Annotated in this window: 23 protein-coding genes; 16 read left to right on the plus strand and 7 right to left on the minus strand. The window is 41.6% G+C overall.

From position 1 onward, the window contains the following. Window positions 1-292: 292 nt before the first annotated feature. Window positions 293-775, plus strand: coding sequence for a ferritin (locus tag DXC10_RS12185; RefSeq protein ID WP_101543281.1), 483 nt, complete (start codon window positions 293-295; stop codon window positions 773-775). 91 nt (window positions 776-866) lie between these two features. Here the strand turns inward: DXC10_RS12185 and kbl are convergent, their stop codons facing one another. Next, entirely contained in the window at window positions 867-2,054 is a 1,188-nt protein-coding gene (kbl, locus tag DXC10_RS12190) for a glycine C-acetyltransferase (RefSeq protein WP_101543283.1), read from the minus strand. Window positions 2,055-2,208: 154 nt separating this feature from the next. Here kbl and DXC10_RS12200 point away from each other — a divergent pair, with 154 nt between their 5' ends. From DXC10_RS12200 to DXC10_RS12220, 5 genes are all read left to right on the plus strand, one after another. Continuing rightward, complete coding sequence (locus DXC10_RS12200; protein WP_101543287.1) at window positions 2,209-3,165, plus strand: NAD-dependent epimerase/dehydratase family protein; 957 nt, start codon at window positions 2,209-2,211, stop codon at window positions 3,163-3,165. A 19-nt stretch (window positions 3,166-3,184) separates the two neighbouring features. Further along, entirely contained in the window at window positions 3,185-4,033 is an 849-nt protein-coding gene (locus DXC10_RS12205) for a DUF4348 domain-containing protein (RefSeq protein ID WP_101543288.1), read from the plus strand. A 24-nt stretch (window positions 4,034-4,057) separates the two neighbouring features. Continuing rightward, on the plus strand, window positions 4,058-5,059 hold the full coding sequence (murB, locus tag DXC10_RS12210) for a UDP-N-acetylmuramate dehydrogenase (RefSeq protein ID WP_101543290.1): 1,002 nt from the start codon (window positions 4,058-4,060) through the stop codon (window positions 5,057-5,059). Window positions 5,060-5,082: 23 nt separating this feature from the next. After that, window positions 5,083-5,847 (plus strand): MBL fold metallo-hydrolase, encoded by a 765-nt coding sequence (locus DXC10_RS12215; protein WP_101543292.1) that lies wholly within the window; start codon window positions 5,083-5,085, stop codon window positions 5,845-5,847. Window positions 5,848-5,920: 73 nt separating this feature from the next. Beyond that, a complete protein-coding gene (locus DXC10_RS12220) occupies window positions 5,921-7,552 on the plus strand; it encodes a DUF3352 domain-containing protein (protein ID WP_101543479.1) in 1,632 nt (543 codons plus the stop codon). Between the two features lie 42 nt (window positions 7,553-7,594). On the opposite strand, the gene DXC10_RS12225 is transcribed toward DXC10_RS12220, so the two are convergent. Then, window positions 7,595-7,963 carry a DUF3127 domain-containing protein gene (locus DXC10_RS12225; protein ID WP_101543295.1) on the minus strand — a complete coding sequence of 123 codons (369 nt, stop codon included), beginning with the start codon at window positions 7,961-7,963 and terminating at the stop codon, window positions 7,595-7,597. A 164-nt stretch (window positions 7,964-8,127) separates the two neighbouring features. On the opposite strand from DXC10_RS12225, the gene dnaN reads away from it, so the two are divergent. From dnaN to DXC10_RS12260, 7 genes are all read left to right on the plus strand, one after another. Beyond that, window positions 8,128-9,252 (plus strand): DNA polymerase III subunit beta, encoded by a 1,125-nt coding sequence (dnaN, locus tag DXC10_RS12230; RefSeq protein ID WP_101543297.1) that lies wholly within the window; start codon window positions 8,128-8,130, stop codon window positions 9,250-9,252. A 161-nt stretch (window positions 9,253-9,413) separates the two neighbouring features. Beyond that, entirely contained in the window at window positions 9,414-10,184 is a 771-nt protein-coding gene (locus DXC10_RS12235) for a 3'-5' exonuclease (protein ID WP_101543298.1), read from the plus strand. Window positions 10,185-10,263: 79 nt separating this feature from the next. Next, complete coding sequence (coaBC, locus tag DXC10_RS12240) at window positions 10,264-11,487, plus strand: bifunctional phosphopantothenoylcysteine decarboxylase/phosphopantothenate--cysteine ligase CoaBC (RefSeq protein WP_101543300.1); 1,224 nt, start codon at window positions 10,264-10,266, stop codon at window positions 11,485-11,487. Window positions 11,488-11,521: 34 nt separating this feature from the next. After that, entirely contained in the window at window positions 11,522-13,186 is a 1,665-nt protein-coding gene (gene recN / locus DXC10_RS12245) for a DNA repair protein RecN (protein WP_117737934.1), read from the plus strand. Window positions 13,187-13,272: 86 nt separating this feature from the next. After that, window positions 13,273-14,019, plus strand: a complete 747-nt coding sequence (gene rlmB, locus DXC10_RS12250; protein ID WP_117737935.1) for a 23S rRNA (guanosine(2251)-2'-O)-methyltransferase RlmB — start codon at window positions 13,273-13,275, stop codon at window positions 14,017-14,019. Window positions 14,020-14,086: 67 nt separating this feature from the next. Then, the gene (locus tag DXC10_RS12255; RefSeq protein WP_117737936.1) at window positions 14,087-15,790 is read left to right on the plus strand and encodes a tetratricopeptide repeat protein; all 1,704 of its coding nucleotides are present in this window, start codon (window positions 14,087-14,089) and stop codon (window positions 15,788-15,790) included. A 290-nt stretch (window positions 15,791-16,080) separates the two neighbouring features. Beyond that, the gene (locus tag DXC10_RS12260; protein WP_117737937.1) at window positions 16,081-16,455 is read left to right on the plus strand and encodes a RidA family protein; all 375 of its coding nucleotides are present in this window, start codon (window positions 16,081-16,083) and stop codon (window positions 16,453-16,455) included. On the opposite strand, the gene DXC10_RS12265 is transcribed toward DXC10_RS12260, so the two are convergent. Then, window positions 16,423-17,676 (minus strand): folylpolyglutamate synthase/dihydrofolate synthase family protein, encoded by a 1,254-nt coding sequence (locus DXC10_RS12265; protein WP_101543310.1) that lies wholly within the window; start codon window positions 17,674-17,676, stop codon window positions 16,423-16,425. The genes DXC10_RS12260 and DXC10_RS12265 overlap by 33 nt on opposite strands. Before the next feature lie 94 nt (window positions 17,677-17,770). On the opposite strand from DXC10_RS12265, the gene DXC10_RS12270 reads away from it, so the two are divergent. Continuing rightward, entirely contained in the window at window positions 17,771-19,096 is a 1,326-nt protein-coding gene (locus DXC10_RS12270; protein WP_101543312.1) for a PhoH family protein, read from the plus strand. A gap of 77 nt (window positions 19,097-19,173) precedes the next feature. Beyond that, complete coding sequence (locus tag DXC10_RS12275; protein WP_101543315.1) at window positions 19,174-21,078, plus strand: nucleoside-diphosphate sugar epimerase/dehydratase; 1,905 nt, start codon at window positions 19,174-19,176, stop codon at window positions 21,076-21,078. A gap of 91 nt (window positions 21,079-21,169) precedes the next feature. Here the strand turns inward: DXC10_RS12275 and DXC10_RS12280 are convergent, their stop codons facing one another. From DXC10_RS12280 to DXC10_RS12290, 3 genes are all read right to left on the minus strand, one after another. Next, a complete protein-coding gene (locus DXC10_RS12280; protein WP_101543318.1) occupies window positions 21,170-22,147 on the minus strand; it encodes a dihydroorotate dehydrogenase-like protein in 978 nt (325 codons plus the stop codon). Between the two features lie 13 nt (window positions 22,148-22,160). Continuing rightward, window positions 22,161-22,826: a YggS family pyridoxal phosphate-dependent enzyme gene (locus DXC10_RS12285; protein ID WP_101543322.1), complete on the minus strand. Its 666-nt coding sequence runs from the start codon at window positions 22,824-22,826 to the stop codon at window positions 22,161-22,163. A 127-nt stretch (window positions 22,827-22,953) separates the two neighbouring features. Further along, window positions 22,954-23,418 carry a DUF4494 domain-containing protein gene (locus tag DXC10_RS12290; RefSeq protein ID WP_018668061.1) on the minus strand — a complete coding sequence of 155 codons (465 nt, stop codon included), beginning with the start codon at window positions 23,416-23,418 and terminating at the stop codon, window positions 22,954-22,956. A 420-nt stretch (window positions 23,419-23,838) separates the two neighbouring features. Here DXC10_RS12290 and DXC10_RS12295 point away from each other — a divergent pair, with 420 nt between their 5' ends. Beyond that, complete coding sequence (locus tag DXC10_RS12295) at window positions 23,839-24,432, plus strand: master DNA invertase Mpi family serine-type recombinase (protein WP_101543326.1); 594 nt, start codon at window positions 23,839-23,841, stop codon at window positions 24,430-24,432. 41 nt (window positions 24,433-24,473) lie between these two features. Here DXC10_RS12295 and DXC10_RS12300 read toward each other — a convergent pair whose 3' ends face one another. Further along, window positions 24,474-25,085: an HdeD family acid-resistance protein gene (locus DXC10_RS12300; RefSeq protein ID WP_101543328.1), complete on the minus strand. Its 612-nt coding sequence runs from the start codon at window positions 25,083-25,085 to the stop codon at window positions 24,474-24,476. Window positions 25,086-25,178: the final 93 nt, after the last annotated feature.

A 25,178-nucleotide genomic window follows, 5' to 3' on the forward strand; every position in this document is an offset into this window, starting at 1 on the left:
ACAGTAATGGTCTTCGCTTGCCGTTTCATATGTTTCCTCGTGTCCTGACAGGCGGCACAGCCGATCGTTCCCGACCATTTGTCTTCATCCGCATTAATAATGTACGCGCGTGTGTGTGAGGAAAGGAGTACACTGCATTTTCTGCATTTACTGCATTTTTTATGTTTTGAACAAGATGTGCTTACTTAATTATTGAAGAGATTTATTTCTGTAAAAAATGTTATAGAACGAACAATTTAAAGACATCTTTGTTACATTTGTAATCATTTCAATTTACTTAATAAATACAATTATGATAACAGAAAAATTACAGAATGCAATTAATGAGCAGATTACGGCTGAGATGTGGTCATCTAACCTTTATTTGGCAATGTCTTTCTATATGGAGAAAGAAGGTTATTGCGGTATGGCTTCCTGGTTGAGAAAGCAGTCATCCGAGGAGAAAGACCACGCTTGCGAAATGGCATCTTACATCATTAAGCGTTGCGGCAAGGCCAAATTGGATAAGATTGATGTTGTTCCTAACGACTTCGGTACTCCGTTGGAAGTATTTGAACAGGTGTACGAGCACGAATGCCGCGTATCAAAAATGATTGATAATCTTGTTGATATTGCCGCTGCTGAAAAAGATAAGGCCACTCAAGATTTCTTGTGGGGTTTTGTTCGTGAACAGGTAGAAGAAGAAGCTACTGCCGCCGGCATCGTAGATATGATTAAAAAAGCCGGTGCTGCCGGAATTTTCTTTATAGACGCAAAACTGGGCGAACGTAAATAAGAATAAAAAGTGATACAATGATAAGGTGATAAAGTGATAGAGTAATATCGTTTTATCACCCTATCACTTTGTGTATCTATATTACTCTTGTTTATTTCAGCACTCCCAATTCTTTTCCTACCTTGATAAACGCCGCTATACACTTATCCAAATGTTCTTTTTCGTGTCCGGCAGAAATCTGTACACGGATGCGTGCCTGATCTTTGGGAACCACGGGGTAGTAGAAGCCGGTAACGTAGATACCTTCTTCTTGCATGCGGGCGGCATAGATCTGAGACAGTTTGGCATCATATAGCATAACGGCGCAGATGGCGCTTTGGGTAGGTTTGATGTCGAAGCCGGCAGCAGTCATCTTATCACGGAAATAGTTGACGTTCTCCATCAATTTGTCGTGCAATGCATTGCTCTCCTTCAGCATTCTGAATACTTCAAGGCTGGCGCCGATGATGCCCGGAGCCAATGAATTGGAGAACAGGTATGGACGGCTACGTTGACGCAGAAGGTCTATGATTTCCTTACGACCGGTGGTAAATCCACCCAAGGCGCCGCCAAAGGCTTTTCCTAAAGTTCCGGTGTAGATATCTACACGGCCGTATGTCTTATACAGCTCGCTTACGCCGTGTCCGGTAGGACCTACCACACCGGCAGAGTGAGACTCGTCCACCATGACCAATGCATCATATTTCTCGGCAAGATCGCATATCTTATCCATTGGGGCAACATTACCGTCCATAGAGAATACACCGTCCGTTACGATAATACGGAAACGCTGTGCCTGGGCCTCTTGCAGGCATTTTTCCAGTTCTTCCATGTTGGCATTGGCATAACGGTAGCGTTTTGCTTTGCAAAGACGTACACCGTCGATGATGGAAGCGTGGTTCAATGAATCGGAAATGATGGCATCCTCGTCGGTGAACAACGGTTCGAATACGCCTCCGTTGGCATCGAAACAGGCGGCGTAGAGAATAGTGTCTTCAGTTTTGAAGTAATCGGAAATGGCAGCTTCCAGTTCCTTGTGGATATCTTGTGTTCCGCAGATAAAGCGTACGGAGGACATTCCGTATCCGCGGCGATCCATCATCTTTTGAGCGGCGGCAATCAGGTTGGGGTGATTGGATAAACCCAGATAATTGTTTGCGCAGAAGTTCAGAACTTCTTTGCCTTTCACTGTGATAGCAGCTTGTTGTGCACTCTCGATAAGGCGCTCTTCTTTGTAGAGTCCGGCCTCTTTAATTTCAGCAAGTGTGTTGCTGAGGTAGTCTTTCATTTTACCGTACATAGGATTTAATATTTAATGGTGATACATGTTTATAACATGCTCTGCAAAGGACACTATTTTTATTGGAATAAACAATATCTTTTTGATAGAAAAATGAAAAAAAAGTGTGTATATTTGCGCCTTAGTAATTATAAACACCTTATTTATAAGTCGAATGAAAAATATTTTGGTAATTGGAGCCACCGGACAGATCGGTTCGGAACTCACGTTGGAACTGCGTAAACGTTATGGTAATGATCATGTTATAGCCGGATATATTCCGAGTGCTATGCCTCAGGGGGAGTTAAAAGCATCAGGACCTTCGGCCATTGCCGACGTGACGGATCGCCAGTCTATTGAAGTGGTAGCAAGACAATTCAAGATTGATACAATTTACAATCTGGCAGCATTGCTTTCGGTTGTAGCCGAAAGCCGTCCCGCCATGGCTTGGAAAATCGGTATAGATGGCCTATGGAATGTGCTGGAAGTGGCACGCGAATATGGTTGCGCTGTGTTCACTCCGAGTTCTATCGGTTCGTTTGGAGAGTCTACGCCACATGTGAAGACACCTCAAGACACTATTCAACGTCCACGTACCATGTACGGTGTAACAAAAGTGACTACTGAATTGTTGAGCGATTATTACCATACGAAATATGGCGTGGATACCCGTGCGGTGCGTTTTCCGGGAATTATTTCCAATGTAACTCCTCCGGGTGGCGGTACTACCGACTATGCAGTGGATATTTTCTATTCGGCTGTGAAAGGCGAGAAGTTTGTGTGTCCTGTGAAGGCAGGTACCTATATGGATATGATGTATATGCCTGATGCCCTGAATGCGGCTATTACGCTGATGGAGGCTGCTCCGGCACGTTTGAAACACCGGAATGCATTCAACATCGCTTCCATGAGTTTTGACCCGGAAGAAATTTACCAAGCTATCAAGAAGCATGTGCCCGGCTTTGAAATGGAATATAACATCGATCCCCTGAAGCAATCGATTGCTGATAGTTGGCCTGACAGTCTGGATGACTCTTGCGCTCGCGAGGAGTGGGATTGGAAACCCGAGTTTGATTTGGAATCTATGACGGTGGACATGCTTGAGAAGTTAAGAGCTAAACTAAATAAGTGACCATAGAGGTCCGTAAAGGATGAAAAAATTAGTAATGGGATTTTTGTTACTCGCTTTATGCGTTTCTTGTGGAAACCGTAAAGTGAAAATGGATCCCTTCTCTACTATTACTGAAATGGTGGATTCGGCCAATCATAAGGTCGATACACTACAACAGGTAGAGGTAAAGGAAGAACCGAAACCGCTGGAAGCTGACGAGTTGTTTGATGATTTTATCTTCAACTACGCTACGGACGATACCTTGCAAAAGCAAAGGACGGTTTTTCCTTTGCCTTATTATAACGTTGATACCCCATCGAAAATCGAAAAGAAGTATTGGAAACATGATTATCTGTTTGCGAAACAGAACTATTATACATTGCTTTTCGATAAGGAAGCCGATATGGATATGGTGGGGGATACGGCGTTGACATCTGTACAGGTGGAATGGATTTACCTCAAAACCCGTATGGTGAAGAAGTACTACTTTCAGCGTATCAAAGGAATGTGGATGCTTGAAGCAATCAATCTGCGCCGGATAGAAAAGGGGGAAAATGAAGACTTTGTAGACTTTTATACCCGTTTTGCTACAGATAGCCTGTATCAGAGCCGGCACATTAGTGACCCATTGCAATTTATCACCATAGATCCTGATGATGAATTTGCTATCCTGGAAACTACGCTTGATGTAAACCAGTGGTATGCTTTCCGCCCGTTGATGCCTGTTGATAGACTTTCCAATATCAATTACGGACAAAAGAACGAAGACCGGTCGACCTCCAAAATCCTGAAAGTGAACGGTATCGGCAATGGTTATTCCAACATTTTCTATTTCCGGAAACGGGGAGGGGAATGGGAAATGTATAAATATGAAGATACAAGCATTTGATTTTAATAAAGAATTTGATTAATAATGATTTGCAGAAGAAAGAATATACCTAACACATTTGGATTTGATGTGAAAGCCGCCACTTTTGTGGAGTATGGTTCAGTAGAAGAATTAAAAAAACTGATTGATAATGGGTATGTTACTTCTCCTTTTCTGCATATCGGGCAAGGCAGTAATCTGTTGTTTGTTGGCGACTATAAAGGTACGGTGCTACATTCGTGTATACATGGGGTGGAAGTAACGGCGGAGGATGAAGTCAGCGTATCGGTGCGTGTAGGAGCCGGTGTGGTGTGGGATGATTTTGTGGCTTGCTGTGTGGAACACGGATGGTATGGTGCCGAAAATCTTTCGTTGATACCTGGTGAGGTAGGAGCGAGTGCGGTACAGAATATCGGAGCTTACGGTGTGGAGGTGAAAGACCTGATTGCTTCGGTGGAGACTGTGAACATTCAGGGTGATAAACGTGTTTATTGTGTGGACGAATGTGAGTATGCTTACCGTAAAAGCCTTTTTAAACGTCCGGAAATGAAGTCGGTATTTGTCACCCATGTCAATTTTCGATTGAGTAAAAAAGAACAGTATACGTTGGACTACGGTACTATACGTCAGGAGTTGGCGAAGTATCCTGCAGTTGACCTGAAAACTTTACGTAAAGTGATTATCGATATCCGTGAGAGCAAGTTGCCCGACCCGAAGATACTGGGTAATGCCGGGAGTTTTTTCATGAATCCTATTGTGTCTCGTGCCCGATTTGAGGAATTGTTGCGTCAATATCCGGCAATGCCCCATTATGATGTGGATGCCGGCCGTGTGAAAATACCTGCGGGGTGGATGATAGATCAATGTGGCTGGAAAGGTAAGGCGTTGGGATCTGCTGCCGTTCATGATAAACAGGCATTGGTACTGGTCAATCTGGGTGGGGCGGAAGGAAAAGATGTGGTAGCCCTTTCGGATGCTGTGAGAGTGTCGGTGAAAGCGAAGTTTGGTATTGAAATTTATCCGGAAGTTTGTCTGATTGAAAGTTGATAATGGATAATTGATAATGAACAATGAAACTGAGAATATTAGGGAGCGGAACTTCTACCGGGGTGCCGGAAATAGGTTGTACGTGTCCTGTTTGTACTTCTGCTGATCCTCGTGATAACCGTTTGCGTGCATCGTCTCTGCTGCATACGGATGATGCGGTGATATTGATAGATTGTGGTCCCGATTTTAGGGAACAGATGTTGCGTACCTCTTCTTATGAGAAGATTGACGGTGTGCTCATTACACACGAGCATTACGACCATGTGGGCGGTTTGGACGATTTGCGCCCTTTCTGCCGTTTCGGGGAAATACCTGTTTATTCGGATACTTATACGGCTACTCATTTGCGGGCAAGAATGCCCTATTGTTTTGTGGATAAAATATATCCGGGAGTACCTCGTATTTATCTTCAGGAAGTAGAGGCGGGTAAATCATTTTATATTCATAATACGGAGGTGATGCCTTTGCGTGTGATGCATGGTAAATTACCGATATTGGGATATCGTATTGGCGGATGTTTGGGATATATCACGGATATGCACACGATGCCCGAAGAAGCTTATGAACAATTGAAAGGATTGGATGTTCTCGTAATGAACGCTCTGCGTCCTCAGCCGCATCCCACACATCAAAGTATATCCGAGGCGCTGGTAGCTGCGGAACGGATTGGAGCGAAAGAAACCTACTTCATCCACATGAGCCATCATGCCGGACTGCATGCTGAAATCAGTAAGCAACTTCCGTCTCATGTTCATTTTGCTTATGATGGCCTTGAAATAGTTTTCTAAACTTTTTAAAACATTTGTTTTGTTTTATTAGTAGAAATGTTTATTTTTGCCAGATGTTGATGAATTGAATACCATGAAGCTCCGACTCCTTATACGAATAGCAGTCATTGTATCCGTACTTTTATTATGTACGGGTTTCGGTGTGTATTCGTTTTATCGCTTGAATGCAGTAGATAATCAAAAAGATTTCAATCTTTATACTTTAGTTCCGCAGGATGCTGTTGCTGTACTCGAAACCGATCGGGTATCAGATTTGGTAGAAGATATCAATCAGCTGAATTGCAGTAAGGACAATCATTTCTTATATGTATCCGAACTTTTTGTTTATCTGAAGAATTATCTGCATACGTTGGCTGGAGATATTCCGCATGGACTTAGTAAACAGATGAATAAGGTACTTATAAGTTTCCATGAGCCTGATACACCTTTGAACCAAGTGTTGTATTGTAGTTTGGGATCGGGCGATTACGGGTTGGTTGAGTCATTTATTCAGAAATATTGTTCCAGTACATTCCCTTCTAAATACTTCGACTACGGGGGCGAGGAAATACGTATCTATCCAATGAATGACGGACGTTTTCTTGCTGCATATTTTACTGAAGATTTCTTAGCCATCAGTTTTCAAAAGCGTTTGATAGAACAGGTTATCGATGCCCGTCATTCTAAAAAATCACTAATGGATGTTTCTTCTTTTCGTACTATGCATGCCGGCAAGAATAGTAATGTGGCAGCCACCGTTTATATGCGTATGAAGGAGGTTGATATGGGTAAAGATACAGATGGTATCCGTGCTCAAACTCATCTGGGTAGTTGGGCGGAATTTGACATGAAGTTTAATGAGGGGGCTATCTATTGTTCGGGCGTCAGCCATGGGACGGATAGTACTCAGACGTTTATCAATGCGCTGCGTAAACAAAAACCAATAGAAGGCTTTCCGGGTGAATGGTTGCCTGCATCTACTTTCTTTTACGACCAGTGGGCTATTTCGGATATGGAATCGATGTTTAACTTCACTGCGCGGCAGGAATATGCAAAGGCCACGTATTCTGATTATATCAAGCAGAGAGATGAAGAGTGGATGCATTTTTTTAAGGAATATGCTGGAGAAAATATCATGTCCTGTCTTTTTCAATCGAAAGATACAACGGATGTCCATCCTTGTGCGGTGATGAGTATTCCGGTGAAAAATGAGAGTAGGGCGGAGCATCGCCTGCAAAATTTATTGTATGTAACTCCGAAAGAGGAAGATGCTCCGACTGTACCTAAATCTTTGCCGAAATATGCCTTGTATCCTCACGCAAGAAGGTTTCAGCAGTATTTGTTACCTCGGAATACGATGTTGACACAACTCACAGGTATTACAAAATCCGCTCTTTACACTTATGCTTGCTTCTATCGGGGGAACTTACTGTTGGCGCCAGATGCGCAGAGTCTTTCGGCCTATATCGATGCGATAGAAAGTAATGAAATTTTGGATGGAACTTCAGTTTACGAAGAAAGTGCAGGGAGTCTTTCACCGGTTTACAACTTTGCAATGATGGTGGACATGGAGAAAATGATGGACCAGCCTGAAACTTATGTACGGTTAGTGCCTAATTTCTTTTTTCGTCAGGCAAAATTCTTTCGTCATTTTATGATTGCCGTACAGTTTACGTGTGTGGAAGGAGTGGTTTATCCGAATATCGTGTTGCTTTATAAGAACTGAAAAAGGATAATGTAATCTATATTATCCTTTTTCAATTATCAGTTAAAACGGCAGGTCGTCCTTGACGTCTCCAGCCAGAAATTCCGGTGCGGCAGTTGGTGCCGGCGGTGGAACAGGAGCGCCTGGTGCAGGTGCGGCGGCGTTTACGCGTTCTACTTTCCATGCACGGATACTGTTGAACCAGCGATCTTGCCATTGGCGTGCATCTACGTCGAAAGAAACGGTCAATTCTTCACCCATCTGGATGTTGAATTGATCAATTTTGTCTGCTCCGAAAACATCGAAACACATTTTGCGGGGATATTGACCATGATCTTCAATCACGTATTCCTGTGCCTTCCATTCGTTACCCGTCTTTGAAACTCCACCTCTGGGCTGGAGTATAGCGATAATCTTTCCTGTAAATTCCATTGTTCTCTTTTTTAATGATGCGGCGAAGTTACAATTTTTTAGGAATATGAGACGAATAAACGACTGTTTTTTCTTGCTATTTCTTTGTCATAGGGAATTCTTTTTTTAACTTTGTCCGTTAGTTAACAAGAAGGATAAAATTAAAACTTAAATATACAGAATATATGAAATTTATCGTTTCGAGTACTGCGCTCTCCAGCCATTTGCAGGCTATCAGCCGCGTGATTAATTCAAAAAATGCGCTGCCTATTTTGGATTGTTTTCTATTTGAACTACAGGATGGAACTTTGTCAGTAACTGTTTCCGATAGTGAAACGACCATGGTTACTACGGTTGAAGTGAACGAAAGTGATATGGACGGACGTTTTGCCGTAACTGCCAAGACATTGTTGGACGCTTTGAAGGAAATTCCTGAGCAACCGTTGGCATTCGACGTTAATCCGGAATCATTGGAAATAACAGTACAGTATCAGAATGGTAAATATAGTCTGGTGGGGCAGAATGCTGATGAATTTCCGCAATCAGCGATGTTGGGTGAAAATGCCGTACGTGTGGAAATGGATGCACAGATTTTGTTGGGAGGTATCAACCGCGCCGTATTTGCTACGGCTGACGACGAACTTCGTCCGGTGATGAATGGTATTTATTTTGACATCACGACAGAAGATATTACGATGGTAGCTTCCGACGGCCATAAGCTGGTACGTTGTAAAACGTTGGCTGCCAAAGGTAACGAACGTGCTGCTTTTATCCTTCCCAAGAAACCGGCTTCATTGATGAAGAATCTGTTGCCGAAGGAACAAGGTGCGGTAGTTGTTGAGTTTGACGAACGTAATGCGGTGTTTACGTTGGCAAGCTACCGAATGGTGTGCCGCCTGATTGAAGGACGTTATCCGAACTATAATTCCGTAATTCCGCAGAATAATCCTTATAAGGTGACGATAGACCGCCAACAACTGGTTGGTGCATTGCGCCGTGTATCTATCTTTTCTTCACAGGCAAGCAGTCTTATCAAGTTGCGTATGCAAGAGAACCAGATTGTAATTTCGGCACAGGATATCGATTTCTCTACATCCGCTGAAGAAAGTTTGATGTGCCAATATGCGGGTAATCCGATGAGTATCGGTTTTAAATCTACTTTCCTGATTGATATTCTCAATAATATTTCTGCCGATGAAGTTGTTATCGAATTGGCCGATCCGTCACGTGCCGGTGTCATCATTCCGGTAGAGCAGGAAGAAAATGAAGATTTATTGATGCTGTTGATGCCGATGATGCTGAATGATTAATAATAATTTATCATCACAAGGACATTAGTTCATTGAACCACAGATTATACAGATTTCCACAGATTATTTTCCAAATATATGATTTATCTGTGCTAATCTGTGTAATCTGTGGTTTCAAAGTTTTCATGTACTTGCAGTGAACTTATATAAAGAAATACATAATGAAATTAAACTTGAAGAACCCTATTGTCTTTTTCGATTTGGAAACTACGGGTACCAATATCAATACAGACCGGATAGTAGAAATTTGTTATCTCAAGGTATATCCCAACGGTAATGAGGAGTCCAAGACTATGCGTATCAATCCCGAAATGCATATTCCTGCCGAGGCATCCGCCGTTCACGGTATCTATGACGAGGATATAGCAGATTGTCCTACTTTTAAGGAAGTGGCGCGAAACATAGCGAATGACATTGAGGGATGTGACCTTGCCGGTTTCAATTCCAACCGTTTCGATATCCCTGTGCTGGTCGAAGAGTTTCTGCGTGCCGATGTGGATATTGATATATCTAAACGTAAATTTGTGGATGTGCAGGTTATTTTCCATAAGATGGAACAGCGTACTTTGTCTGCCGCTTACAAATTTTATTGCGGTAAGAACCTGGAAGATGCCCACACTGCGGAAGCCGATACCCGTGCTACCTACGAAGTACTGATGTCACAGCTTGACCGTTATGAGGAATTGCAGAATGATATAGCTTTCCTTGCAGATTACTCCAGTTTTAATAAAAACGTAGATTTTGCCGGTCGTATGGTCTATGATGAAAAGGGTGTGGAAGTCTTTAACTTCGGCAAGTACAAAGGTATACCCGTATCGGAGGTGTTGAAGCGTGATCCCGGTTATTATAGTTGGATACAGAACAGTGACTTTACACTGAACACCAAAGCTGTGCTGACCAAGATCCGTTTGCGTGAGATGACTCAAAAATGACAATTTTTTATCTTGGTAGCATTTTTACATCAATTGAAGACAGTTCACGCAATTAGTAATTAGTAATCACATAATTTTCATGGCAAATACTCTGAAAGGAAAGAAAATCGTATTGGGTATCACAGGAAGCATCGCCGCATACAAGGCCTGCTATATTATTCGCGGACTGATAAAACGGGGAGCAGAAGTGCAAGTTGTAATAACCCCTGCCGGTAAGGAATTTATTACACCTATCACTCTGTCCGCCCTGACCAGCAAACCTGTTATTAGCGAGTTCTTTGCACAACGTGACGGTACTTGGAACAGCCATGTGGATTTGGGACTGTGGGCAGATGCCATGTTGATAGCTCCTGCAACCGCTTCTACTATCGGAAAAATGGCAAATGGCATTGCCGACAATATGTTGATAACCACTTATCTTTCGGCAAAGGCTCCTGTATTCGTTGCTCCCGCCATGGATTTGGATATGTATGCCCATCCCTCCACACAGAAGAATTTGGATATGTTGCGTTCTTACGGAAATCATATCATTGAACCGGGTACGGGCGAATTGGCAAGCCACTTGGTTGGTAAAGGACGAATGGAGGAACCGGAGGTTATTATCCGTCGTTTGGAAGAATACTTCGCAAAGACAGAAGGTGATTTGTTAGGAAAGACCATTTTGATAACTACCGGACCGACTTACGAGAAAATTGATCCGGTACGTTTCATCGGTAATTATTCTTCCGGTAAGATGGGGTTTGCACTTGCCGATGAATGTACCGGCAGAGGCGCGAAGGTTATATTGGTGACGGGTCCTGTCCAGCAGCAGACACATTATCCGGTTTTTATGAGGCAGGATGTGGAGTCGGCAGAACAGATGTTCAATGCCGTCACTTCATTGTTTGGCAATGTGGATGCCGCTATCCTGACCGCAGCTGTAGCCGACTATACACCGGAACAGGTGGCAGATCAGAAAATCAAACGGGAAAAGACAGGTGAAATGACATTGAACCTGAAGCCTACGCAGGATATAGCTGCTTATCTGGGAAATCTTAAAGCGTTGTATCCGGAGAAAGTATTGGTAGGTTTTGCTCTTGAGACAAATGATGAACAGCATAATGCGGAAGATAAACTGAACCGGAAAAATCTGGATTTTATCGTACTCAACTCTTTGAATGATAAGGGGGCGGGTTTCCGTTGTGATACCAATAAAGTAAGTATCATAGACCGGAAAGGTAAGACGGACTACCCTTTGAAATCCAAAGTTGAAGTGGCTGCTGACATCATAGACCATCTGGTAGAGGTACTGAAGAGTAAATGATCAATTAGTATATCATTAAATTGTAAATGTAGCCATGTTGTGTTCACTTTACATACAGAATTACGCTCTTATCGAGAAACTCGATATAAACTTCGGTAGTGGTTTCTCCGTGATAACAGGAGAAACAGGTGCCGGAAAATCTATTATTTTGGGTGCCATCGGTTTGTTGCTGGGACAACGTGCCGATGTAAAATCCATCCGTTTGGGTGCTTCAAAATGTGTGATTGAAGCTCGTTTCGAGATAGGCGCATACGGCATGCGTCCATTCTTTGAGGAGAATGAACTGGAGTATGAAGACGAATGTATTCTTCGTCGTGAAGTTTATGCTTCGGGCAAGAGCCGTGCTTTTATCAACGATACTCCCGCTTCATTGGTGCAGATGAGGGAACTGGGTGAACAACTGATCGATGTCCATTCACAACACCAAAATCTGTTGCTGAACAAAGAAGGCTTCCAACTCAATGTGCTGGATATATTGGCGCACGATGAAGAAGCCTTGTCGGCCTACCAGTCTCTCTATCGGGAGTGGAAGCAGACGCAGCAGGATTTGGAAGAACTGATTGCACGAGCCGAGCAAGATAGGGCGGATGAAGATTATGTCCGTTTCCAGTTGGAACAGTTGGAAGAGGTACATTTAACTGCTGGTGAGCAAGAGGAACTGGAACAGGAAGCCGATACCTTGAGTCATGCAGAAGAAATAAAAGCAGGTTTGTATCGTGCCGACCAAATTATGATGTCGGACGAAGGAGGATTGCTTTCTGCTTTAAAAGAGTGTCTGAACACGATGCAAGGTTTACAAAAAGTCTATCCGTCGGCAGAAGAACTTGCCGAACGGCTGGAAAGTACTTATATCGAATTAAAAGATATTTCCCAGGAAATTTCCGATAAGGGAGAAGAAATAGAGTTTAATCCTGTCCGTCTGGATGAAGTGAATGACCGGCTTAATTTGATTTATTCGTTGCAGCAGAAACACCGGGTATCTACGGTAGGCGAGCTGTTGGCTTTGTCAGAAGAATATGCAGCCAAACTTTCTAACATTACGTCTTCGGATGAGCGGATAGAAGAACTGAAAGCCCGTTGCGAATCTCTATATAATAAAGTGAAAAAACAAGCTGCCGTATTGACAAAAGCCCGTACTGCTGCAGCCTGTGAAGTTGAGAAGCAAATGGCGGCGCGTCTGATGCCGTTAGGCATGCCCAATGTCCGTTTCCAAGTAGAAATAGGAGTGCGTAAAGAACCGGGTGTGCATGGTGCGGATACAGTGAACTTTTTGTTCTCCGCCAATAAGAACGGAACTTTGCAGAGTATCTCCTCAGTGGCTTCCGGTGGTGAAATAGCCCGTGTGATGTTGTCAGTCAAGGCAATGATAGCCGGAGCGGTGAAACTGCCTACTATTGTGTTCGATGAAATAGATACCGGAGTCTCCGGTGAAATTGCCGACCGTATGGCAGATATCATGCAGGAAATGGGTGATCATGACCGTCAGGTTATCAGTATTACTCATCTGCCGCAGATTGCTGCGCGTGGACGTGCTCACTATAAAGTGTACAAACAAGATAATGAGACAGAGACAAATAGTCACATCCGTTGTTTGACCGATGAAGAGCGGATAGAGGAAATAGCCCACATGCTAAGTGGTGCTGCTTTGACCGAAGCGGCTTTGAATAATGCGAAAGCTCTGTTGAAAATCAAGAGTTAAGAATTCATCGTTGAAAAGAGATTGGAGTTGGTATTAAGAAATAATCCCAATCGTAAGTTGTAAATAGTAAAATCATAAGTAAAAAGATGACAGATAAAAGTGAAATGATTTTCGGCGTTCGCGCTGTGATTGAAGCCATTCAAGCAGGGAAAGAGATAGACAAAATATTGGTTAAGAAAGATATCCAAAGTGATTTATCCAAAGAGCTGTTTGCTGCTTTAAAGGAAACTTTAATTCCGGTGCAACGCGTTCCGGTAGAACGTATCAACCGCATTACACGTAAGAACCATCAGGGAGTGATAGCCTTTGTCTCGGCCGTTACTTACCAGAAGACGGAAGATCTGGTTCCGTTCCTTTTCGAGCAAGGCAAGAACCCCTTGTTTGTTATGTTGGATGGTATAACAGATGTCCGTAATTTTGGTGCCATTGCCCGTACGTGTGAATGTGCGGCGGTGGATGCGGTGATAATTCCGGCCAAAAATAGTGTGTCGGTGAATGCTGATGCGATGAAGACCTCGGCAGGTGCGTTGCATACATTGCCCGTTTGTCGTGAACAGAACCTGAAAGACACCTTGCAATATCTCAAAAATAGCGGTTTCCATATTGTGGCGGCTACTGAAAAAGGAGATTACGATTATACAAAGGCAGATTATACCGGTCCCATGTGTATCATTATGGGGGCTGAGGATAAAGGTGTTTCATACGACAATCTGGCATTGTGTGACGAGTGGGTGAAAATTCCCATGCTCGGTTCCATAGAGTCGCTTAATGTGTCTGTTGCAGCAGGTATTCTGATTTATGAGGCTGTGAAACAACGTATTACGGTCTCTTAGAAATAGATGATGTAAATACATGATACATTTACTTCAAGTGTATATACGATATAACAATGAATGAAATATGAGAAAAAAAGTATTCTTGATGCTTGCCCTCTGTCTCTTGGCTCAGTGGAGTGTAGCTCAATCGCCCAAATGGGTTGAAAAAGCCAAGCGCGCCGTTTTTTCGGTGGTGACATACGATGAGAATGATAAAATACTGAATACCGGAAACGGTTTTTTCGTCACGGAAGACGGTGTCGCTTTGTCCGATTATACACTTTTCAAAGGTGCGCAGCGCGCTATAGTAATGAATTCGGAGGGTACGCAGATGCCGGTAGTTTCTATTATGGGAGCAAATGATATGTATGATGTTGTCAAGTTTCGTGTAGGTATTACTTCCAAAAAAGTTCCCGCACTGGCCTTGGCAACTGTAAATCCTCCTGTTGATGCCACTGTGTATATACTTCCATATTCCACACAGAAAGACCGTTCTTATACTTCCGGCCAGGTGAAAGCGGAAGATAAGTTTTCTGATAAATACTATTATTACACGCTCAATGTACATCTGAAGGATAAGATGGTAAGTTGTCCTGTGATGACTGAAGAAGGGCAGGTGTTTGCATTAACTCAGAAATCCTCCGGTAAAGATACTGCCACAATATGTTATGCGGTAGATGCTAATTTTGCAATGGCACAGGCTGTGAATGCATTCTCCTTCAGTGATATGTCTTTGAAGAATATCGGCATCAAGAAAGCTTTACCCGATACCGAGGAAACGGCTTTGGTTTTCCTTTATATGGCTTCTTCACAGCTTTCTCCTGAAAAATATTCCCAATTGCTGGATGATTTTGTCGCTCAGTATCCGAATAGTGCGGATGGCTATGTCCGTCGTGCCACGCAGCAGATATACGTGTCCCAAGATGAGGCTTCCATGGCTAAAGTGGTAGCTGATATGGACAAGGCTTTGGACGTGGCAAATAAGAAGGATGATGTTTATTATAACCGTGCCAAGTTGATTTATAATTATATACTGGGACAGCCGGAAAAGGTATATAAAGATTGGTCCTATGATAAGGCTTTGGAGGAAATAAAGAAAGCAATAGCCATTGAGGAACTTCCGGTCTATGTTCAGTTGGAAGGCGATATCGAATTTGCCAAACAGAATTATGCTGCAGCACTTGTGTGCTATGAGAAGGTAAACCAAACTAATCTGGTATCGCCGGCTACTTTTTTCAGTACTGCCAAGACTAAAGAACTGATGAAAGCTCCCGTTCAAGATGTGTTGGCTCTGATGGATAGCTGCATGTCACGTTTCACAGAACCGTATACCACCGAAGCTGCGCCTTATTTATTGGAACGTGCGAGAGTTCGTATGGATGCAAATCAAGCCCGGGGAGCGATACTTGATTATGACGCTTATTATAAAGCCGTGAAGGGTAACGTGAATGATGTATTCTATTACTATCGCGAACAAGCTGCTATGAAAGCAAAGCAGTTCCAGCGTGCGTTGGATGATATGGCGAAAGCTATCGAGCTAAATCCGAAGGAACTGACCTACTATGCCGAATTGGCAGTAGTTAATATGCGTGTAGGACGTAATGAAGCGGCCTTGAAGGCTTTGCAAGATGCTTTGGCAATAGATCCTAAATATGCCGAAGCTTATCGTCTGATGGGAATTGCCCACTTGCAGATGAAGAAGAAGCAAGAAGCTTGCGAAAATTTTGCCAAAGCGAAAGAACTGGGTGATCCTAATGTTGATGAGTTGATTCAAAAACATTGCAAATAAGAAGAGAAAGTATAAAAAAGATAAAGGCTCTGTTTTCGCAAGCAGAGCCTTTATGTGGGGAAACTCCCCCCTACTGAAATAAAAGTTAAGTCTAGGTATAACAGGTTATGAGTGAAATTTCTTTTGTGTATTTGTATAGTAAATGCACGGATTTCATGAATACTGCATCTATTGACAGATTTTTTTTGAATATAGTGAAAAATGTTTTTGAGGTATAGCATATTGGCTTTTTACTGTAGTCAAAAAAATATGATATACCTGATATGAACCGATAAAAGAATAAAAAGATTATGAAGAAAGTAATTTGTAGCCAAAAGGCACCGGGCGCAATAGGCCCCTACAGTCAAGCGATTGAAGCTAATGGTATGGTGTTTGTATCCGGTCAGTTACCTATTGATGCGGCGACAGGAGTGATGGCGGAAGGAGCCGAAGCACAAGCCCGTCAATCTTTAGAGAATGTGAAGCACATTCTGGAAGAAGCAGGACTGAGCATGGCAAATATCGTGAAGACTACCGTTTTTCTGGCGGATATGTCTTTGTTTGCAGATATGAACAAGGTATATGCCACTTATTTTGACGGTGCTTTTCCCGCTCGTTCGGCTGTTGCTGTGAAAACGCTTCCGAAGGATGCCTTAGTGGAGATTGAGTGTATCGCGGTTCGCTAACAAATCCGCAACAATAAAACTGCTGCCTCCTACAAAGATAAAATCTTCCGGGAGGCTTTTTTCTTGTGCAGCCTGTACGGCAGAAGGTACATCCGGATAGCAATCTCCTTGTAATCCTACATAAGAAGCAAGTTTATACAACTCATTTTCGGGTAACGCACGTTTTACACTGGCTTTGGTGAAGTAGTAGGTAGCATCCCGAGGCAGTAACGCCAGCACGCCACTGATATCTTTATCATTCACCATACCTATTATAATATGTAAGTGACGGTAAGGCTGTTGTTTCAATTGTTCCACGATATATGTAATCCCTCCGACATTATGACCGGTATCACAAATCAGGGTAGGAAATTCCTGTAACTTTTGCCAGCGTCCCATCAACCCCGTCAATTCACAAACCCTGGCAAATCCGTTGCGTACGATTTGTTCATCGATACGGTAACCTGCTTCTTTTAATAAAGGTAGGGCAGTGAGGAGAGTACGGGTATTTTTCTTCTGATACAAACCTTTCAATTCGCTTTCCACACCGGGATAATCTTCACGGTCATTTTCTTCAGCGAGGAAAATCGGTGCGTTTACCTCTCGCGCTTTGTTCAGGAATACAGGTTTGGTTTCAGGAGTGGTTTCTCCGATAACTACTGGAATACCACTTTTGATGATGCCTGCTTTCTCTCCTGCAATCTTGGCTAATGTATTTCCTAAGTATTGCGTATGGTCAAAACTGATATTGGTAATGATACACAAGTCCGGCCGGATAATATTAGTACAATCCAGTCGGCCTCCCAATCCTACCTCAATGATGGCTACATCTACTTTCTCATCAGCGAAATAACAGAATGCCATAGCGGTGGTCAGTTCGAAGAAGGAAGGATGGAGCGGTTCAAAGAAACTACGTTCATTCTCTACGAATCGTACGACGTATTCTTCCGGAACAGGTTGTCCATTGATGCGTATCCGTTCGCGGAAATCTATAAGGTGAGGAGAAGTATAAAGTCCTACACGGTAACCTGCTTCTTGTAGTATAGCCGCTAATGTGTGCGAACAAGAACCTTTACCATTGGTGCCTGCCACGTGAATACTATGGAATGAGCGATGGGGATGTCCGAAGTGTTCATCTAGTACCTTGGTATTTTCCAATCCTTCTTTGTAAGCAGAGCCACCCACTTGCTGGAACATAGGTACACTGTTATATAAGTAAGTTAAAGTGTTCTGATAGTCCATGTTTTATGAAAATTAACAAGAAAGCAATCTTTTCTTTCTTTTAAATTGTTATCTTAGGAGCAACAAAGATATAAACAATTTAAATCTAACGAGTATGGGAACAAAGAAAAACTTTGTGATTGATACAAACGTTATCCTTCACGACTATAACTGTCTAAAGAATTTTCAGGAGAATGATATTTATCTTCCCATTGTAGTACTTGAAGAGCTCGACAAATTCAAGAAAGGCAACGAACAGATCAATTTCAATGCCCGTGAGTTTGTTCGTGAACTCGACCAGATTACCGACGATAGTCTTTTTACGAAAGGTGCTCCGTTGGGTGAAGGGTTAGGACGTCTTTTTGTTGTTGCCGGTGCCGTAGATTCTCCCCGTGTACACGACTCTTTCCCTGAGCGTATTCCCGATCATCAGATATTGTCGGTTGTAGATTGGCTCACTGAAAAGAAACCGAAAATGAAATCTATCCTTGTCACCAAAGATGTCAATCTGCGTATGAAAGCACGTTCTATCGGACTTTTGTGTGAAGACTATATAAATGATAAGGTAATCAATGTAGATATATTCGAAAAATCCAATGAAGTGTTTGAAGGTGTGGATCCTTCTTTGATAGATCGTATCTATTCATCCAGGGAAGGGTTGGATATCAGTGAATTTGACTTTAAAGATATTCTTCATCCTAATGAATGTTTTGTATTGAAGAGTGACCGTAGTAGTGTGTTGGCGCGTTATAATCCTTTTATTCATTCTGTATGCCGTGTCAATAAGACAAAGAATTACGGGATTGAACCTCGTAATGCTGAACAGAGTTTTGCTTTTGAAGTGTTGAATGACCCCAATATTAAATTGGTTGCTCTTACGGGGAAAGCGGGAACTGGTAAAACTTTGTTGGCTTTGGCTGCTGCGCTTGGTAAATTGACCGATTATAAACAAATTTTGTTGGCACGACCTATTGTTGCTCTTTCCAATAAAGATTTAGGCTTCTTGCCCGGTGATGCTAATGAAAAAGTAGCTCCTTATATGCAACCATTGTTCGATAATTTGAATGTCATCAAGCATCAATTTGCATCCAATTCAAGTGAAGTGAAACGTTTGGAAGATATGCAGAAAAGTGACCAACTCGTTATCGAAGCATTAGCTTTCATTCGTGGACGTAGCTTGAGCGAAACTTATTGTATTATTGACGAAGCACAAAATCTTACTCCACACGAAATCAAAACCATCATTACACGTGCGGGAGAGGGTACTAAAATGGTATTCACGGGAGATATCCAGCAGATTGACCAACCTTATCTGGATAGCCAGTCCAATGGACTTGTCTATATGATAGACCGTATGAGAGATCAAAATTTATTTGCTCATGTAAATTTGGTAAAAGGAGAACGTAGCCAGTTGAGTGAATTGGCAAGTAATTTAATGTAAAATTTTATCTATTTCTTATTCGCTTTGATAAAAATAGTGTATCTTTGCGATGCCTAAAACAAAAACTGTCAAACGAAATGAAGCGAAACTTTTTTCATCGGTACCTTTCCGCGAAGGTATTGCCGATATGGACTGTTCTATTGATTGATGTACTTATTATTGTTGTATCCAGTTTATTGGCCTATGCGCTGCGATATGATTTTAGGAGTCTTTTTATGGAATCATCTTCCATAGATACAACGATTGTATGGACTGTCATTGTCAATTTAATCTTTTTTAGGGTATTTCGTACATACTCTAATGTTTTGCGCTTCTCATCGTTTGTCGATATCATGCGTATTTTTGTATCTCTTACGGTATCTTACGCTTTGCTGTTGATATCAAGTGTGCTGGTTAAGAGTTTTATGGGAATAACATTTGCACCTGCTACGGTATTGTTTATGTCCTATATTATCAGCTTTGCTATGATGGCATGTTCTCGCGTTGTCGTAAAGATATTTTTCGAAGCTTTGAATTTTGATGGTTCACATAGTGCCAATGTTTTTATTTATGGAGCTAAAGAAGCCGGAGTAAATATTGCAAAGTCATTGCGTGTCAATTTGCGTAACCACTATCGTTTACGCGGTTTTATAGCAGATGAGTCGGAACTGGTTAATAAAGTGATGATGGGTGTCAAGGTCTATCCTAATGACGATACATTGATTGACAATCTGGAAGATCGTGATGTTCATACTATAATCGTATCTCCTGCCAAGATGGAAGCGTTGAAAAAGTCTGATATGGCAGACCGCTTGTTGGCACACAATATCAAACTGCTGACCGCTCCTTCATTAAGTGAGTGGAACGGTCAGTTGTTGAATCGTACCCAGTTGAAGGAAATACAGATTGAAGATCTTTTGCAACGTAATCCCATTGAAATAGATATTCATAAAGTTGCTTCCCATTTGGAAGGTAAGCGTGTGATGATTACCGGTGCTGCCGGTTCCATTGGTAGCGAAATCATGCGTCAGGTAGCTTCTTTCAATCCTTATAAGCTAATTCTGGTGGATCAGGCAGAAACTCCTTTGCATGATATACGTTTGGAGTTGCAAGATCGCTGGAGGGATATAGATGCTGCAACTATCATTGCTGATATTTCCAATGCAACTCGTATGGAAGATATTTTCAAGGAGTTTAAGCCGCAATATATTTTCCATGCCGCGGCCTACAAGCACGTACCGATGATGGAGGATAATGTATCGGAATCCATTCAGGTGAATGTTTTTGGAACACGTACAGTGGCTGATTTAGCTGTGAAATACGGTGCGGAAAAATTTGTAATGATTTCTACGGATAAAGCGGTAAATCCTACCAATGTGATGGGGTGCTCCAAACGTATCTGTGAAATCTACGTGCAGTCATTGGCAAAGAAGTTACAACAGGAGGGAAGACATGCTACTCAGTTCATCACTACGCGTTTTGGGAATGTATTGGGTTCTAATGGTTCTGTTATTCCTCGTTTTCGTGATCAGATACAACGTGGTGGTCCTGTGACCGTGACTCATCCCGAAATTATAAGGTATTTTATGACTATTCCTGAGGCTTGTCGCTTGGTACTTGAAGCCGGAAGTATGGGGAATGGGGGAGAGATTTATATTTTTGATATGGGTAAACCGGTGAAGATTGTAGAACTTGCTAAACGGATGATTAGTCTTTCGGGACGTATGGATGTGAAGATTGAATTTACAGGTTTGCGCCATGGTGAAAAGTTGTATGAAGAATTGCTTAACGTAAAGGAACTTACGAAACCCACCTACCATGAGAAGATTATGATTGCCACCGTGCGTGAGTATGATTATGATGAAGTGAAGGAACGTATCCAAAAATTGATTGATGTCAGCTATACTTATGATCAGATGAAGATTGTGGCTGCTATGAAAGATATCGTTCCCGAATTTATTAGTAAAAATTCTTGTTTCGAGGCGTTGGATAAAAAGAATTGATAAGATGTTATTATAAGGAAATCACTTATAAATATAACGCCCCGTAACAATATTATGTTACGGGGCGTTGCTTTATTTTTTAGTCTGCTTCTTATTTGTGTGATGAGAAATATTTCAAGAATTGTGTACGTTCGAATGTATTTATACCATTCAGGTCGTTTACATTCAACATTCCCTTAAATTGTTTGATATTCTTCATGCCTTTACGTTCCATCCAGTCATTTAAGAAATGGATAGTTTCGTTAATAGTACCGTATGAATTTTGGTATAGTACACTACAAATCTCCACAGCTGATGCACCTGCAAGTATAGCTTTTACAACACCTTCAGGGCTGTGTATACCCCCTGATGCTGCATAGTCCAGTTTATCCACAGCGGCTGAGGCAATACCTATCCAGCGCAAAGATTTAGCTAAATCACTTTCATTGCTGAATACATTACCTGAAGTCTGAACTATTTTTTCAATATCGATATCAGGTTGGTAAAAACGGTTGAACATGACCACTGCTGCAGCTCCATTAGCGTATAACTGGTCAATGAGCGCAATCGGATTAGTCAGGTTGTCACCCAATTTCATGATAACGGGGATATTGATTGTTTTTTTGATATGACTGAGTATATCAATATGGCGTTGTTCAAAAGTACCGTATGCATATTGTATGTCAGTTTGCAAGGCAAGTATATTAACTTCCAGGGCATCTGCACCGGCTTCTTCTATTTTCTTGGCAAATTCAATCCAGTCATTATTCTGATAGCAGTTGATACTGGCAATAATAGGAATATCGCAAACCTTTTTGCTTTCCTTAATCAATTCCAGATATTCGCCCAGCTTATGTTCACGGATGTATCCCACCAGATAATCACTGCCTTCCGGATACATATTGGGATCACCAAGCCAATCGGCTTCCAACATGATTTGCTCTTCAAAAAGAGATTTTAGTACGATAGCTCCTGCACCTGACTCATAAAGTCTTTGATTCTTCGCAGCACTGTCGGTCAGTCCGGAACTGCTGATAATAATCGGGTTTCTAAGTTTTAACCCGGCAAAAGTAGTTTCTAATGTTGCCATGATAATTAGGTTATTAATAGTTTCTTTCTCCAAAAATCTTACTTCCTACGCGTACCAATGTACTTCCGGCGGCAATAGCTTCATGGTAGTCGTGCGACATTCCCATAGATAATTCACAAAAAGTCTTTTCGTTGATGAACCACGTGGACTTTACTTCATTGAAGAAGTTACTTATAGAACAAAATTCAGCTTTGATTTGTTCTGTATTATCCGTATTTGTAGCCATACCCATCAATCCACATATCCGAATGTTTTTGAGCTCTTTCCACTCTCCGGTTGTCAGCATTTTCCTGCATTCGTCAAAGCTGAAACCGAATTTAGTTTCTTCCTGAGCGATATGTAGTTGTAACAGACAGTTTATAGTTCTGTTTACTTTCGCAGCCTGTTTATTAACTTCTGTGAGTAGTTTATAGGAATCAATACCATGAATCAGACTTACATATGGCACGATATATTTAATCTTGTTGGTTTGCAGATGCCCTATGAAATGCCATTCAATATCTTTGGGCAGACTCTCATACTTGGCAGTCATTTCCTGCACCTTACTCTCTCCGAACACACGTTGCCCGGCACGATAGGCTTCCTCTATCGCCTCGTTAGGGTGAAATTTGGAAACAGCAACCAATCGTACCCCTTCAGGCAATTCGCTCAATACTTGTTTTAAATTCTCTGCGATCATCTTATTAAGGTATAAAGCATGAGGGATGAAGTATAAAGTATAAGTTGTGAAGATGTATTAAGTCATAAATTGTGTGGTATACATATACACTACATCGCAATTCATACTTTATACCTCATATCTGCTCTTAAACTTCCGGTTTGTCATTAGGTTCCGCACTATACGGGTATACATCCATGATGGCTGTTTCAGCTACCGATGCAATCTGATAATCAGCCATTGTACCCTTCATACCCTCATCCAGTTTCTTCACTGCATCCCGCAAGTCGGCAGCTTGTACAAGTACTTGGGTAGATGTTTTCTTTTCAGCCCCACTCTTCTCGTCCAAAGTGATGAACACCAGTTTGCATTTAAACCAGCGGTCGGCAGCATCTTCTTCTGAAGGGAACAACTCACTGTAATTAGCCCGTTTGATATCCGATACCGTAAATTCACCGGAGATAAACGGTGTCATTTCTTCTATAATACGTGCTTCTGCTTCTGTAAAGCTGAGTGCATCTACTAAATATGGTTCGGTAACTTTCTTGTTCATTCCGTTTTCCATTGTTTTCTCATAACGGATTTTACACTCAAACCAAGTATGCATTGCCATAATCTTCTGATTTTTAATTAATAATGTTTGTTGTTTTTTGACATATAAGATTACTTCTCCTTGCTTGAAAATGACAGTTCCATCTATCATGCTGAACTTGTCGAAGCATCTTCTTCTTTCTTAAATCAAGAATGAATGTACAAAGATAAATGAAAAAGAGGAAAAAATACTTTTTCTGTATAAAAGAAGATTATGTTTTTGAAGAACTTTTTGTTGGGTGCCGGGTATTAAAGTTTAATTCATAATTGATACTGATAGGCATTACCTATCATTCCTATTTTTTTATTATATTTCCTAATTCAAAATTGAGTAAACGAAAAACACATCCTTAGTTCTGAATAATCCGACGGGACTATACGTTGGCGTTTTTGTCGGAATAACCGTTCTTTGGCGGCGTAAAACCAATAAAACAACAAAATTATGGCAGTAGTCGCTTATTTAAGAGTGAGCACGGAAAAACAGTTCCTGGAAAACCAACGTGCAGAGATTTTACGTTTCGCAGATAGAAACGGTTTGATTATCGACAAATGGTACACTGAGACAGTCAGTGGAAGTGTGAGTAGTAAGAATCGAAAATTGTCGGGAGTACTGGATCGTATGAAACCCGGTGATTCGTTGATTGTAACTGAAATTTCGCGTTTGAGTCGTACATTACTTGAGATTATGACTATCCTTAATTCTTGTATTAAGAAAAGAGTGGTATTGTATAGTACCAAAGAAGGATACATCTTTCAAAATGATATCAATAGTAAAGTACTTGGATTTGCTTTTGGATTAATGGCGGAGATTGAACGTAATCTGATTTCTATGCGTACAAAAGAAGCTTTGGCACGCAGAAAGAAAGAGGGGGTATGTCTGGGACGTAGAAAGGGGGATGCGCCAAAGATGAATATGCTCATCGATAACCGGCGTTTGGTGATGATGGAACGAAGAAGGGGAGCATCCTGTTCTGCTCTCGCCAAACAAATGGGAGTGTCTAGAACAACGATGTTCCGCTTTCTGCACAAAAGGTAAAACGTGATTGTTATTCGGGCGAATTATTATTCGCCTGAATTTTATACAACCGGTATTTCTTTGTCATCTTTTCCCATTTTGTATTTTTCTGTTACTCGTTTATGAAGGTTTTTCAGTTCAAAGGAGAGCATGATGCGGAAGAAACCGATAATCAGGAAAGCAAACGAAATCATATAAACTGCATAGATAGCGCCTACTGCCGGTTGCCACAGGATAATGAATGAACAGATGATGGCAAGGATACCGAATGCGATATACCATCCCCAGTCTTTGGTTCCATATCTTTTTAAATCCATAGCATAACCTACAGAAGAGAACCCCCGGAACATTAACCAGAAAGCGATGATAAATGGAATTACTTCCATACTCAATAGAGGATAAGCTATTAGATAGAAGCCCAAGATCATGTCTATGATACCTCCTGCCAGATACCATCCCCAACTTGATATCCGTTGCCGGTTGCTCACAGCAAAGGAAATCTCCAGCAAACCGCTGAACAACATGGAAATGCTGAACAGAACGCTCAGGATTGCATACCCGCTGAGCGGGGCGAACATTAGGCACAAGGCCACTACGATATACAGGATACCGAGAATAAGTGAAATCCACCAATTTTTCACTTCCTGTTTCATTTCATCAAAAATAGTTTTCATGTGAATTTTTAATTTTAAATGATTGTTATAAATTGATTAGTGAAGTAACAACTCATTTATAGAAAAAGTTTTTGTTGAACTTTTCCTATGTTT

Source organism: Bacteroides sp. OM08-11, assembly GCF_003438665.1.
Classification (GTDB): Bacteria; Bacteroidota; Bacteroidia; order Bacteroidales; family Bacteroidaceae; genus Bacteroides; species Bacteroides cutis.

Excerpts from the sequence above, each read along its gene's own strand:
- DXC10_RS12260 (WP_117737937.1), top strand. The coding sequence starts at position 16,081 with ATGAAGAAAGTAATTTGTAGCCAAAAGGCACCGGGCGCAATAGGCCCC.
- dnaN (WP_101543297.1), top strand. The coding sequence starts at position 8,128 with ATGAAATTTATCGTTTCGAGTACTGCGCTCTCCAGCCATTTGCAGGCT.
- DXC10_RS12290 (WP_018668061.1), bottom strand. The coding sequence starts at position 23,418 with ATGGCAATGCATACTTGGTTTGAGTGTAAAATCCGTTATGAGAAAACA.
- DXC10_RS12185 (WP_101543281.1), top strand. The coding sequence starts at position 293 with ATGATAACAGAAAAATTACAGAATGCAATTAATGAGCAGATTACGGCT.
- DXC10_RS12225 (WP_101543295.1), bottom strand. The coding sequence starts at position 7,963 with ATGGAATTTACAGGAAAGATTATCGCTATACTCCAGCCCAGAGGTGGA.
- DXC10_RS12265 (WP_101543310.1), bottom strand. The coding sequence starts at position 17,676 with ATGGACTATCAGAACACTTTAACTTACTTATATAACAGTGTACCTATG.
- DXC10_RS12205 (WP_101543288.1), top strand. The coding sequence starts at position 3,185 with ATGAAAAAATTAGTAATGGGATTTTTGTTACTCGCTTTATGCGTTTCT.
- DXC10_RS12275 (WP_101543315.1), top strand. The coding sequence starts at position 19,174 with ATGAAGCGAAACTTTTTTCATCGGTACCTTTCCGCGAAGGTATTGCCG.
- murB (WP_101543290.1), top strand. The coding sequence starts at position 4,058 with ATGATTTGCAGAAGAAAGAATATACCTAACACATTTGGATTTGATGTG.
- DXC10_RS12285 (WP_101543322.1), bottom strand. The coding sequence starts at position 22,826 with ATGATCGCAGAGAATTTAAAACAAGTATTGAGCGAATTGCCTGAAGGG.
- DXC10_RS12235 (WP_101543298.1), top strand. The coding sequence starts at position 9,414 with ATGAAATTAAACTTGAAGAACCCTATTGTCTTTTTCGATTTGGAAACT.
- DXC10_RS12300 (WP_101543328.1), bottom strand. The coding sequence starts at position 25,085 with ATGAAAACTATTTTTGATGAAATGAAACAGGAAGTGAAAAATTGGTGG.
- DXC10_RS12270 (WP_101543312.1), top strand. The coding sequence starts at position 17,771 with ATGGGAACAAAGAAAAACTTTGTGATTGATACAAACGTTATCCTTCAC.
- recN (WP_117737934.1), top strand. The coding sequence starts at position 11,522 with ATGTTGTGTTCACTTTACATACAGAATTACGCTCTTATCGAGAAACTC.
- DXC10_RS12215 (WP_101543292.1), top strand. The coding sequence starts at position 5,083 with ATGAAACTGAGAATATTAGGGAGCGGAACTTCTACCGGGGTGCCGGAA.
- kbl (WP_101543283.1), bottom strand. The coding sequence starts at position 2,054 with ATGTACGGTAAAATGAAAGACTACCTCAGCAACACACTTGCTGAAATT.
- coaBC (WP_101543300.1), top strand. The coding sequence starts at position 10,264 with ATGGCAAATACTCTGAAAGGAAAGAAAATCGTATTGGGTATCACAGGA.
- DXC10_RS12255 (WP_117737936.1), top strand. The coding sequence starts at position 14,087 with ATGAGAAAAAAAGTATTCTTGATGCTTGCCCTCTGTCTCTTGGCTCAG.
- DXC10_RS12200 (WP_101543287.1), top strand. The coding sequence starts at position 2,209 with ATGAAAAATATTTTGGTAATTGGAGCCACCGGACAGATCGGTTCGGAA.
- DXC10_RS12220 (WP_101543479.1), top strand. The coding sequence starts at position 5,921 with ATGAAGCTCCGACTCCTTATACGAATAGCAGTCATTGTATCCGTACTT.
- DXC10_RS12295 (WP_101543326.1), top strand. The coding sequence starts at position 23,839 with ATGGCAGTAGTCGCTTATTTAAGAGTGAGCACGGAAAAACAGTTCCTG.
- rlmB (WP_117737935.1), top strand. The coding sequence starts at position 13,273 with ATGACAGATAAAAGTGAAATGATTTTCGGCGTTCGCGCTGTGATTGAA.
- DXC10_RS12280 (WP_101543318.1), bottom strand. The coding sequence starts at position 22,147 with ATGGCAACATTAGAAACTACTTTTGCCGGGTTAAAACTTAGAAACCCG.